The organism is Chryseobacterium sp. DT-167 (assembly GCF_058310155.1).
This window is the reverse complement of record NZ_JBZEEQ010000001.1, coordinates 1-11,918: the sequence shown is the minus strand read 5'-3', so window position 1 is coordinate 11,918 and position 11,918 is coordinate 1. Positions and strand designations below refer to the sequence as shown.

Annotated in this window: 9 protein-coding genes and 1 rRNA gene; 6 read left to right on the top strand and 4 right to left on the bottom strand. The window is 35.9% G+C overall.

The annotated features are described in order from the left end of the window. Window positions 1–39 precede the first annotated feature (39 nt). On the top strand, window positions 40–1,347 hold the full coding sequence (locus tag AC4FQ5_RS00050) for a helix-hairpin-helix domain-containing protein (protein ID WP_491140456.1): 1,308 nt from the start codon (window positions 40–42) through the stop codon (window positions 1,345–1,347). A 248-nt stretch (window positions 1,348–1,595) separates the two neighbouring features. Here AC4FQ5_RS00050 and AC4FQ5_RS00045 read toward each other — a convergent pair whose 3' ends face one another. Then, window positions 1,596–3,716, bottom strand: a complete 2,121-nt coding sequence (locus AC4FQ5_RS00045) for a type IA DNA topoisomerase (RefSeq protein WP_491140455.1) — start codon at window positions 3,714–3,716, stop codon at window positions 1,596–1,598. A 96-nt stretch (window positions 3,717–3,812) separates the two neighbouring features. Further along, entirely contained in the window at window positions 3,813–4,559 is a 747-nt protein-coding gene (locus tag AC4FQ5_RS00040) for a metallophosphoesterase (protein WP_491140454.1), read from the bottom strand. A 356-nt stretch (window positions 4,560–4,915) separates the two neighbouring features. On the opposite strand from AC4FQ5_RS00040, the gene AC4FQ5_RS00035 reads away from it, so the two are divergent. The 5 genes from AC4FQ5_RS00035 to AC4FQ5_RS00015 all read left to right on the top strand — a co-directional run bounded on the left by AC4FQ5_RS00035 (window position 4,916) and on the right by AC4FQ5_RS00015 (window position 11,012). Next, window positions 4,916–5,914 (top strand): EamA family transporter, encoded by a 999-nt coding sequence (locus AC4FQ5_RS00035; protein WP_491140453.1) that lies wholly within the window; start codon window positions 4,916–4,918, stop codon window positions 5,912–5,914. An 11-nt stretch (window positions 5,915–5,925) separates the two neighbouring features. Further along, the gene (locus AC4FQ5_RS00030; RefSeq protein ID WP_491140452.1) at window positions 5,926–6,954 is read left to right on the top strand and encodes a methionine ABC transporter ATP-binding protein; all 1,029 of its coding nucleotides are present in this window, start codon (window positions 5,926–5,928) and stop codon (window positions 6,952–6,954) included. Then, complete coding sequence (gene metI / locus AC4FQ5_RS00025) at window positions 6,947–7,603, top strand: methionine ABC transporter permease MetI (RefSeq protein ID WP_491140451.1); 657 nt, start codon at window positions 6,947–6,949, stop codon at window positions 7,601–7,603. The genes AC4FQ5_RS00030 and metI overlap by 8 nt, the downstream gene beginning before the upstream one ends. 52 nt (window positions 7,604–7,655) lie before the next feature. Continuing rightward, window positions 7,656–8,465 carry a methionine ABC transporter substrate-binding lipoprotein MetQ gene (gene metQ / locus AC4FQ5_RS00020; protein WP_491140450.1) on the top strand — a complete coding sequence of 270 codons (810 nt, stop codon included), beginning with the start codon at window positions 7,656–7,658 and terminating at the stop codon, window positions 8,463–8,465. A 285-nt stretch (window positions 8,466–8,750) separates the two neighbouring features. After that, window positions 8,751–11,012, top strand: coding sequence for a glycoside hydrolase family 3 C-terminal domain-containing protein (locus AC4FQ5_RS00015; protein ID WP_491140449.1), 2,262 nt, complete (start codon window positions 8,751–8,753; stop codon window positions 11,010–11,012). A 388-nt stretch (window positions 11,013–11,400) separates the two neighbouring features. Here the strand turns inward: AC4FQ5_RS00015 and AC4FQ5_RS00010 are convergent, their stop codons facing one another. Both AC4FQ5_RS00010 and rrf read right to left on the bottom strand, forming a co-directional pair. After that, window positions 11,401–11,655 (bottom strand): hypothetical protein, encoded by a 255-nt coding sequence (locus tag AC4FQ5_RS00010; RefSeq protein ID WP_491140448.1) that lies wholly within the window; start codon window positions 11,653–11,655, stop codon window positions 11,401–11,403. Window positions 11,656–11,849: 194 nt separating this feature from the next. After that, window positions 11,850–11,918, bottom strand: a 5S ribosomal RNA gene (gene rrf / locus AC4FQ5_RS00005); the annotation flags it as partial.

Here is an 11,918-nt window from a genome sequence, read left to right as displayed (position 1 = left end):
ATCATTTTCATAATTAAATTTTATTTTTAATTTTACAAAATGATGAAAAAAAATTACTATCAAAAGATAGCAGTTCTTGGTTTACTGTTGCTTATTCTTTTTGGTTTTCAGAAATATACCGATAAGGAAAAAGAAAATTTCCCTGAAGTACAATTCATTTCTGAGAGCTTACCTACAAACGTTTTAGCGGAATTTAACCCAAATGATCTCGATGAAAATCAATGGCTGAAATTAGGCTTTTCCGAAAAACAAACCGCAACCATTCTCAAATACAAACAAATTGTAGGCGGAAAATTTCTTTCAAAAGAACAGTTTAAAAAATGTTATGCAGTTTCTGATGAAAAATTTACTCAACTGCAGGATTTTATTTTACTCCCGGAAAGCAATAAAGATGCAAAATCAAGTCATTATAATTTCAAACAATTTGAAAAAACTTCTCTGAATATTTCAGGGAAATTTAATCCTGATAAACTTTCTCAAAATGATTGGGAAAAGATGGGCTTTTCTGAGAAGCAGTCAGCTGCAATTTTAAAATATAAAAATTACTTAGGCGGAAGCTTTGTCAGCAAAGAAAAATTCAAAGAATGTTTTATCATTAATGATGAAAATTATCAAAAACTTGCACCATATCTACTTTTACCAGCAAAAACTCCTGCTGATTTTATTGCGTATGCTGGAAAATCTAATTCGTTTAAAAACAAAACTCCGCAAACAACTTTCGATCCGAATGTTTTGGATGTCAATGGTTGGATGGCTTTAGGGTTTACAGAAAAACAAGCCAATGTGATCGTAAATTATCGTGACAGAAACCTAAAAGGAAGTTTTAAAACTTTAGAAGATATTCAGAATTGCTTTGTGATTTCTCCCGAAAAATTTGCGGAATTGAAACCTTACATCAGATTAAATCCGGCAACCATGAAAAGCGCTGAATCTAAAAAACCTGAAGTAAAACAGGAAAAGACAGATTTCTCAAAAATTGACATGAATTCTATTACGTTCCGACAGCTTTTGGAATTTGGTTTAGATGAAAAAAGTGCAGGTTCAATGATAGGATTTAGAAAAAAGCTAGGTGGTTTTATAACAAAGGAGCAGATTTTAGAAACCTATAATATTGACAAAGAACTGGTTCAGAAATTACTAAGTATTGCTCCGCTCGACAATTCAAAAGTGGAACGGTATTCATTGGTTGATGCCCCTGAAGAATGGCTGAAAAATCATCCTTATTTTAAATATTCTGCGGATAAAATTATTTTTTACAGGGTGAGCAATCCCGATGATAAAAAGATTTGGAAATTTCTCAAGACAAAACCTGAATATGAAGCGAGAATGAGGTTATATTTGAAATAATTATTGATAATTCTTAAATCTCCACATAGTTTGTCATTCCGGAGGAATATAAACTGTTTTTTATGCGTTGTTGAGATTCCTCCGGAATGACAAACTATGTGCTGAAACGGCAAATGTAGAAAAACATATTATCAATTAATAATCCTTTAGAATTAGAACTTTTTGATGGCTATAACAGCATTTTATCATTCCGGATGAATCTAAGCTTAATTAATGGATTGCCGAAATTCCTGCGAACGAAAAAAACTTTATGAATTCAGGTTGATAATAAATTCTGGAGACAATGAGATTATACCTTCGCTTAAACTTTCCGGATGCGTGGTAAAACCTTTTAATTTTGAAGTTTTACCTTTTAAAACCAAATCCATCAGTTGTTTATCGGAAAGTTTTTTTCCGAAAATATCAAATGAAACTTTGAAGCCACAGTTTTTAAAATCGGAACATCCGACTGCGGTTTTCCCTTTCATCAGATGATGTTCTTTACATTTGGGGCATTTTGTTTCTTCCCAGGATTGTAGTTCTTTTTTTACGGCTGGTTCACGTTTTTTCTTTTCTTTAACTTCTTCTTTCTCTTCGTGCAAAGTGAAGGCTTTTGCTTTTCCGTCAACTACTTTTTTGGTAAGTTCCCTGATCATCTGGATCAATTCATCTTTGAACTGATTGGCTTCATACTCCCCGCTTTCAATTTTACGAAGTTTAAGTTCCCACTCTCCTGTCAGTTCAGGGCTTTTCAGCAATTCATCTTCAATAGTGTCGATCAACTGAATTCCGGTTTGTGTGGCGATGAGATTTTTTCTTTTCTTCTCAATATATTTTCTTTTGAAAAGTGTTTCGATAATGTTGGCACGGGTTGAAGGTCTTCCAATTCCGTTATTCTTCAACATTTCACGAAGTTCTTCATCATCGACCTGTTTTCCGGCAGTTTCCATGGCACGAAGTAAAGTTGCTTCGGTGTAAGGCTTTGGCGGTGAAGTTTTTCCCTGATGAATCATGGGTTCGTGCGGTCCTGTTTCTCCCACTTTAAATTCAGGAATGTTTTGTTCCTCGTCTTTATCTTTTTCTGAAGATTCTTCTTTTGCATCTTTAGCGTAAACCGCTCTCCAACCCGGCTCAAGAATCTGTCTTCCACTTGTTTTAAACGGAATTGTTCCTACCTGCGCTTCCACTATTGTATTTGAAATTTTACATTCAGGATAAAAAACGGCAATAAAACGCTTCGCAATCAGATCATAAATCAGTTTTTCTTCTCTGATTAAATTCTGAGTCGGCGGAATTTCAGTTGGAATAATCGCATGGTGATCAGTAACTTTAGCATCATCAAAAACCGCTTTAGACTTTGGAATCGGCTTTTCCAATAAAGGAGAAATCAAATCTTTGTAAATAACCATGCTTTGAAGAATTCCACCGATTTTCGGATATAAACTTTCGGATAGATAGGTCGTATCAACACGAGGATAAGTGACGTGCTTTTTCTCGTAAAGACTTTGGATATATTTTAACGTGCTGTCTGCAGAATATCCGTATTTTTTGTTGGCTTCCACCTGAAGTCCGGTCAAATCGAAAAGTCTTGGATTTTTCTCTTTTCCTTCCTTTATTTCAAACGAAAGGATTTCAAAAGGGTTGACTTTTAAATATTCCAAACCCTTTTCTGCGCGGTCAAGCGTTTTTAATCGGTCAATTGCCGCGTTGAAAATAACGTCACGATACTTGGTTTTGAGCTCCCAATATTCTTCGGTTGAGAACGCATCAATTTCTTTCTGACGCTGAACGAGCATCGCCAAAGTCGGAGTCTGTACTCTTCCGATAGACAAAACTGCTTTATTTCCGCCAAATTTTTTAGTAAAAAGTCGGGTTGCATTGATTCCCAACAACCAGTCTCCAATCGCTCTTGCATTTCCTGCGAGGTAGAGGTTTTTGTAATCTTCAGCGGGTTTTAATTTCTCAAAACCTTCTTTGATTGCTTCTTCGGTAAGGGAAGAAATCCAAAGGCGCTGTACCGGCTTGTCGCATTTTGCTTTCTGTAAAACCCAACGCTGGATCAGCTCTCCCTCCTGTCCCGCATCCCCGCAATTGATGACTTCATCACATTCGGCAACCAGTCTCTCAATCACTTTAAACTGATATTCAACGCCTTTGTTTGGAATTAATTTAATCCCGAAATTTTTTGGAATGATTGGCAGCAAAAACAGATTCCATGATTTGTATTGCGGACCGTAATCGTGCGGCTCTTTAAGAGTGCAAAGATGTCCAAACGTCCATGTCACGCAATAGCCATTTCCTTCCATATAACCCTGTTTTGGCATGGTTGCGCCCAATACTTTGGCAATATCTCTGGCAACACTGGGTTTTTCGGCAATACAAAGCTTCATGAATAATCGGGTTATGGAAAGGGGTGCAAAATTCGGGATTTTTTTTGGATTTATCAGTTTAGGAATATCAAAAATATTGAGTATAAACTTTAAAGATTACAGTTCAACAATCAGTTCTTTCTCATAGCCATTATATTTTTCAGTAACATAGCCATGAGGATTGCAGATAATTTCTGTTTCACCAATTTTATATTTGCAAGGCGTATGAATATGCCCATGAATCCAATAGATTGGCTGATGTTCTTCGATAAAATTTTCTAAGTTTGAAGCATATGCAGAAGTTACAGGATCATTTTTAAAGTGTTCGGGAACTGACTGTAAACTCGGTGCGTGATGAGTAACAATAACATTTTTCTTTCCTTTTGAGTTTTCCAGACTTTCTTTCAGCCATTGCCTTGAGAACTGATGGATTTTAAAAGTATCAATACTCCGCATTTTGGAATAAGAAGGATCTCTTCTAATCAGTTTATAATCATTCATCTGAGTTTGACAAAGACTTCCATAAGCCATCGGACTTCCGAACAACGAAAAATCCGTCCATAAAGTAGCTCCATGAAATCGTATATCTTCAATATCCACAAAAGAATCTTCGAGCAAAAATACATTAGAACCTTTTGCTGCTTCTTTAATTTTGTTTAAAGTTTTCGGATAAGAACCTTTGTAATATTCATGATTTCCAAGAACATAAATAACAGGTTTATCAGGGATTTTAGTTTTAATCCACTCAATTCCTTTCGTTCCTAAATTGACATCTCCTGCCAACACAACAACATCTGCGTTATCAAAAGACAAATCAGTAAAGCCAAATTCCTGATGCAAATCGCTGATGATCTGAATTTTCATTTTTTAAAAGTAATTTAATTTAAATAAAAACAGAAATATTATTTTAATTAAAAAATAAATATCTAAAAATCAAATGCTTAAATATGAATCATTAAAAAGTCTACTAAAAAAGTAGACTAATAAAAATATATGTTCTATATTTGCAACCGTAATCAGGTTTGGAAATGAAAATGAAAACAAAATTCAGATACAATTCAATGAAGAAGATCAACATCATGCACATGATGATGTATTGCTGTATGCCTTTATATATGAATTTTAGTGGATGACCTTACTTTTATTATGACATATTTTTTAAAGGCTTTACCACGTTGTAGAGCCTTTTTTATTTGAAAAAACCAGTAAATAAAAACAATATGAAAACAACTGATTTTAAAAACAAATGGCTGGTTCCTGTAGCCTTTGCTAATATTTATATCATCTGGGGAATTACTTTTCTCGCTATCTCATTCGGGCTGACAGGATTTCCGCCCTTTATACTTTCGGGATTCAGATTCTTTGCTGCCGGAATTTTACTCATCGTTTATTTAACCGTAAAAGGTGAAAAAACCAATTCCCTGAAAAACTGGCGGAAAAATGCAGTCACAGGCATTCTGATTCTGACCGGAGGAACAGGTCTTGTTGCTTGGGGTGAGCAATACGTTACTGCATCGGAAGCTGCAATCGCAATTGCAACCGGACCGTTTTGGTTCATTGCCATCGATAAAAAGAACTGGAACTATTACTTTTCAGACAAATTTATTTCGATTGGGTTACTGTTAGGATTTGCCGGACTGATTTTATTTTTAAACGGAAGTGTGAATACGCACACTGCAAATATAGATGCTTCATTGAGAATAATCGCCTTTATTGTTCTCGCATTAAGTTCGGTTGCGTGGGTTTTGGGATCTTTATATTCAAAGAAAAATCCGGCTGATCATTCAACTTTTATGAATATTTCTCAACAGTTGATCGTTGCAGGTCTTGCTTCATTTTTAGTCGCACTTTTCAGAAATGAATGGGCAGGTTTTTCAATCACAGCAGTTCCGGTTTCGGCTTGGTTGGGTTTGCTGTTTTTGATTTTCTTTGGATCTATCATCGCTTATATTTCGTACATCTGGCTTTTATCGGTAAAACCTGCAGCCATTGTCAGTACGCATACTTATATCAATCCGATTGTTACTGTTATTGCAGGATTTATTATTGCTAATCAGACCATTAACGGAAATCAATTGTATGGATTGCTTATCATACTGATCGGAGTTCTTTTAACAAACGTTACCAAATATTTTAAACTTTCTAAACGGTCAAAAGCAAAAATCAGAAGAACAGTCAGACAGTTTAGCAGAATCAGCAGACCTTATCAACCCATGTAATAAAATAAATAATGATAGAAATTAAAAACATATCAAAAACATTCCATCAGAAGAAACAGTCTTTTAAGGCTTTGGATGATGTGAGCCTTACTATTGAACAAGGCGACATTGTAGGAATCATCGGGTTTTCCGGAGCCGGAAAAAGTACATTGATCCGAACCGTCAATTTGTTGGAAAGACCAGATCAGGGACAAATCATCATTAATGGGACAGATTTCACAAAATTAAATTCGAAACAACTGGCAAAAGAGCGCAAAAAAATCGGGATGATTTTCCAGCATTTTAATCTGCTTTCTTCAAGAACAGTTTTTGAGAATGTAGCTCTTCCTCTGGAATTGGATCAGCTTAAAAAAGATCAGATCCGCGAAAAAGTCAATAAACTTTTAGAAATCGTCGGACTGGAAGACAAAGCGAATGATTATCCTAAAAGTCTTTCGGGCGGACAAAAACAAAGGGTGGCCATTGCGAGAGCTTTAGCCAATGATCCGTATTTACTACTTTGTGACGAAGCGACAAGCGCACTCGATCCCGCTACAACAAAATCCATTTTGGAACTTTTAAAAGATATCAATCACCGTCTGGGAATCACCATTCTGCTGATTACCCACGAAATGGATGTTATTAAAGCCATCTGCAACCACGTTTCCGTCATCGACAAAGGAAAGCTGGTCGTAAAAGGAACACTAAAGGAAATTATCTCAAACAGAGATCATCCGATCATCAAACAATTTATAAACTCAGGAAATATGACAATACCTCAGGAATTCACAAGAACACTTCAGAAAGAACCGCAGGACGGCCTATTTCCGTTGGTTGAAATTGAACTTAACGAAGACATCAGCGTTGAACAGCTGCTTTCAAAAATATACGACGAATATAAAATCCCATATCAGCTTTTGAAAGCTGATGTAGAATATTTGGGAAGCGCAAACATCGGAACACTGCTGCTTCATTTAAAAGGAAAATATGAAGAAAATCAAAAAGCGATCTATTATTTTAACCAGAATAAAATTCAAAATACTTTAAGAGGATATGCTTAATGAAAACGTGATTTCCCTTTTATCTAAAGGACTTTGGGAGACGATATTTATGACTTTTGCATCCGGATTTTTCGGATTTGTTTTAGGGTTACCGGTCGGGATTCTTTTATTTCTGACGAAAAAGGGTCAGCTTTTAGAAAATGTTATTTACAACAGGATTTTCTCTGTTTTGGTCAATATTTTCAGATCCATTCCTTTTATCATCTTGATTGTGTGGATGATTCCGTTTACACGATCTTTAGCAGGAACTTCAATCGGGGTGAATGCCGCTCTGGTTCCTTTAAGTATCGGTGTAGCTCCATTTATCGCAAGATTGGTTGAAAACAGTCTGCTTGAGATTCCGCAGGGTTTGATTGAGACTGCAAGAGCTTTGGGAGCAAGTCCGTTTCAAATCATCAGAGAAGTTTTATTACCGGAAGCATTGCCATCGCTCATCAACAATGCAAGTATTACGCTGATTACTTTGGTGGGATATTCTGCAATGGGAGGAGCAGTCGGTGCAGGCGGATTGGGACAAATCGGTTATCAGTACGGATATATCGGTTATGATGCTGTGATTATGAATTTGGTTCTTGGTCTTCTTGTCGCTTTGGTGTTTATCATTCAGTTTGCAGGGGATCGATTGGCGAAGAGGTTTGATCACCGTTGAGTCTAAATAGTTTCACAGTTAAATAGTATACAGTTTTAAAAAATAATTTACAATGAAAAAAATAAAAATTCTAAGTTTTGTAGCAGCAGGTTTGTTATCATTGAGCGCATGTAATTCACCCAAAAAAGATGACCCGAATTACATTAAAGTGGGAATCACTTCAGGTCCTGAACAGGAAATTGCCGAAACAGCGAAAAAAGTAGCCAAAGAAAAATATAATCTTGAAGTTGAACTGATTTCTTTCAACGACTATGTAATTCCCAATGAAGCTCTGAATAATGGTGATATTGATGCAAATGCTTTTCAGCACGTTCCTTATTTAACGGAACAATCGAAGCAACGTGGATATAAATTGGCCGTTATCGGAAATACTTTTGTTTATCCAATTATCGCTTATTCAAAGAAAATTAAAAGCATTGCGCAGTTACTGAATGGAAGCACAATTGTAATACCCAATGATCCAACGAATGGGGGAAGATCTTTGCTTCTTCTTCAGAAAAATGGATTATTAAAATTAAAAGATGGTGTCGGATTACTACCAAAAGTTACCGATATTACAGAAAATCCTAAACAACTGAAGATTCTGGAAATAGAAGCACCACAATTGCCAAGAGTTTTGGATGATAAGGAAGTGGTGATTGCTATCATCAACAATAATTTTGCAGCGCAAGCCGGACTTGATGCCAATCAATATGGACTTTTTAAAGAAGATAAAAACTCACCTTACATGAATGTCGTGGTTTCAAGAGAAGATAATAAAAATGACGAAAAAGTGAAGAATTTTCTCAAAGCTTATCAGTCTGAAGAAGTTGCAAAAAAAGCAGATGAAATCTTTAAAGGAGGTGCTGTAAAAGGATTTTAATAGCAAAGTAGAAAACTGGATGGGTAGATTTCGAAGAAAAAACGGGTAGTTCTAAAATGAGTTGCAAAAAATCAGTCCTCTCTAAGTCGTTTTAAAATTCAACTAAATTTTGGCTGTTTGAAATAAATTTGCATTGTCACTAGAATAAAAAGTAAACATTTTAAGTATAAATAAATGAGTTATTGAATTGCACATGATAACCATTTAATAACCAAAATTTATTTTCTCAATATGAGATAATAAATAATTTTACTACTTTTGTTTATAATCAATAAAAAGGTTTTTATGCTAAAGAAAACTGCCATTGTAGGTTTGTTCACACTAATATCTGCTCATTCTATGGCTCAAAATACTACTCTACCAATTTATCTTGATGAATCAAAACCCGTAGAGCAACGTGTGCAAGACGCACTTTCGAGAATGACTTTGGAGGAAAAAGTGGCAATGCTTCATGCACAGTCAAAATTCAGTTCTCCCGGAGTCCCAAGATTGGGAATTCCAGAATTCTGGACCACAGACGGACCTCACGGAGTGCGACCGGAGGTAATGTGGGACGAATGGAATCAAGCCGGTTGGACGAACGATTCCATCATTGCTTATCCTGCTTTGACCGCTTTATCTGCAACTTGGAATAAAAAAATGTCATGGAATTACGGTAAAGCTTTGGGGGAAGAAGCACGATACAGGAAAAAGGATATTCTCCTCGGACCCGGAGTCAACATCTACAGAACTCCCCTCAACGGAAGAAACTTCGAGTACATGGGTGAAGATCCTTATTTGACTTCAAAAATGGTTGTCCCTTACATCAAAGGGGTACAGTCAAACGGTGTTGCCACTTCCGTAAAACATTATGCACTCAACAACCAGGAAATGTTTCGTCATACGAGCAATGTCAATATTGATGAAAGAACTTTATACGAAATTTACCTTCCGCCATTCAAAGCAGCAGTCACAGAAGGAGACTCGTGGACAATCATGGGAGCTTATGATATGTATAAAGGTCAATATGCAAGTCAAAACCAATATTTATTAAATGATATTCTGAAAAAAGAATGGGGTTACAAAGGTGTCGTAGTTTCCGATTGGGGCGCAGTGAACAATACCGAGCAAGCCATCCATAACGGGCTGGATCTTGAATTCGGGAGCTGGACCAACGGACTTTCTGCCGGAACAAAAAACGCCTATGACAACTATTATCTTGCTCAGCCTTATTTAAATTTAATTAAATCAGGAAAAGTAGGAACAAAAGAACTGGATGATAAAGTAACACGACTTTTGAATCTGGCTTATAAAACCACGATGAATACGAAAAAACCTTTCGGAAATGTGGCTTCTGAAGAACATAAAGCGGTTGCTAAAGAAATCGGTGAAGAAGGAATTGTTCTCTTAAAAAATCAGGGAAATGTACTTCCAATTGATTTAAATAAAGCTAAAAAAATTGCTGTCATTGGTGAGAATGCGATCAAAATAATGACCGTTGGTGGTGGCTCATCTTCTTTAAAAGCAAAATATGAAACTTTACCTCTAGACGGAATCAAAACCAGATTCGGAAAACAGGCAGATGTGCAATTTGCAAGAGGTTATGTAGGTGATACCGGCGGAGAATATAATGGTGTAAAATCTGGTCAGGATTTAAAAGACAACCGCTCTGCCAATGAATTGCTGAATGAGGCTGTTGAATTGGCAAAAAAATCTGATTACGTAATTTTCGTTGGTGGCTTAAATAAATCTGACTTTCAGGACAGTGAAGGAAATGACAGAAAAAGTTATGGATTACCATACAATCAGGATAGTGTGATTGCTGCTTTGGCAAAAGCTAATAAAAACTTTGCGGTAGTTTTGGTTTCTGGAAATGCAGTTGCAATGCCGTGGATCAAAGATGTCCCTTCAGTTCTTCAGGCTTGGTATTTAGGTTCGGAAGCAGGAAATTCTATTGCTTCTATTCTGGCAGGTGATGCAAATCCTTCAGGAAAACTGCCGTTCTCTTTCCCTGTAAAACTTGAAGATAATGCCGCTCATGCAATGGGAGAATACCCTGGAAACAAGCAAGAACTGGCTGCCGGAAAAGGTAAAGATCAGAAAAACCCGATCAATATTACTTACAATGAAGGTATTTTTGTTGGCTATCGTTGGCATGACACGAAAAAAATTAAACCTTTATTCAGTTTCGGTCATGGTTTAAGTTATACAACTTTTGAATTCGGGAAGGCTAAAGCCGATAAAATAATTATTGGTCAGGACGATAAAATTACATTTACGGTTACGGTAAAAAACACGGGTAAAAAAGCGGGAGCAGAAGTAGTACAATTGTATATCAGCGATCTAAAGTCATCTGTTCCGAGACCAACGAAGGAATTAAAGGGGTTTGAAAAAGTATTTTTAAATCCGGGCGAAGAAAAGGAAGTAAGCATTACGATTGATAAAACTGCTTTAAGTTTTTATGATGCAAATAAACATGATTGGGTTGCAGAGCCAGGCGATTTTGAAGCACAAATCGGAAATTCTTCAGATGCGATCAAAACGAAAGTGAAGTTTTCATTGAAGTAAATTGCTTTTACATTAAAAAATCCCGACACTTAAAAAATCTGAGTGCCGGGATTTTTATTTCTTATATCAATTTTTTCACTTTACTATTGAATAACTAAGGATCTGTAAGAAGGGACACTAAAGCAACAGAAGCCTAAGCCGTTTAACGTTTGTAATTCATTTAATTTCTGTTTTTGTTTAGAGAGATCCTCTAAGTTACAGGTAGAAATTATATTTTCTGGTTCACATTCTTATTATTAAAAAACATATTAATCTCATTCGAACTTTTACACTTCATCTTTCAATTTCTTCCAGCTAACGGTTATGAACAAATATTTAATTCCTGAAGGTTTTTAATTTCTAATTTTGATTTTATAAAGCTGAACTTTTAATCTTTCAGTCATTCCTTTTAATAATCAGGAGCTGTTTCCGGTTCTTCGCTGTATCTTTTTTGTTGTCTTTGCATTTTCCAGTGAACAAAAAAGGATGCCACTGCGATCCGGGCTAAGAAAAACCAGGCAGTCATACTATTTTGGTTAAGCCAATATTCGGCAGCCAGGTTTTTGACTTCAAGCTTACTATATAATGCTAAAAGCAAATCGTTTCTTCCAGCTACCCGTTCGTTATGAACAAATATAACAGTTGATGACTTTCTAATGTTCAATTGATTTTGCAGTACCGAATTTTTAACCGTACGGTCATTCCCAGAAATAAAATTCAGGATCTCGCATTTTTAAATACGGAATGATGACCATTAGTACTTTTAAGTATTGAAGTTTTATTTTACTTTTTATAAAGTAAAAAAGTATATAACAAAAAAAGCTCCTTTATCATCAGATAAAGGAGCTTTAAAAAAAAGACTGGCGGCGACCTACTCTCCCGCTTTCGCAGTACCATCGGCGCTGGTGGGCTTAACTTCTGTGTTCG

Coding starts and splice junctions, on each gene's coding strand:
- AC4FQ5_RS00035 (WP_491140453.1), top strand. CDS start 4,916: ATGAAAACAACTGATTTTAAAAACAAATGGCTGGTTCCTGTAGCCTTT.
- AC4FQ5_RS00050 (WP_491140456.1), top strand. CDS start 40: ATGATGAAAAAAAATTACTATCAAAAGATAGCAGTTCTTGGTTTACTG.
- AC4FQ5_RS00040 (WP_491140454.1), bottom strand. CDS start 4,559: ATGAAAATTCAGATCATCAGCGATTTGCATCAGGAATTTGGCTTTACT.
- AC4FQ5_RS00030 (WP_491140452.1), top strand. CDS start 5,926: ATGATAGAAATTAAAAACATATCAAAAACATTCCATCAGAAGAAACAG.
- metI (WP_491140451.1), top strand. CDS start 6,947: ATGCTTAATGAAAACGTGATTTCCCTTTTATCTAAAGGACTTTGGGAG.
- metQ (WP_491140450.1), top strand. CDS start 7,656: ATGAAAAAAATAAAAATTCTAAGTTTTGTAGCAGCAGGTTTGTTATCA.
- AC4FQ5_RS00045 (WP_491140455.1), bottom strand. CDS start 3,716: ATGAAGCTTTGTATTGCCGAAAAACCCAGTGTTGCCAGAGATATTGCC.
- AC4FQ5_RS00015 (WP_491140449.1), top strand. CDS start 8,751: ATGCTAAAGAAAACTGCCATTGTAGGTTTGTTCACACTAATATCTGCT.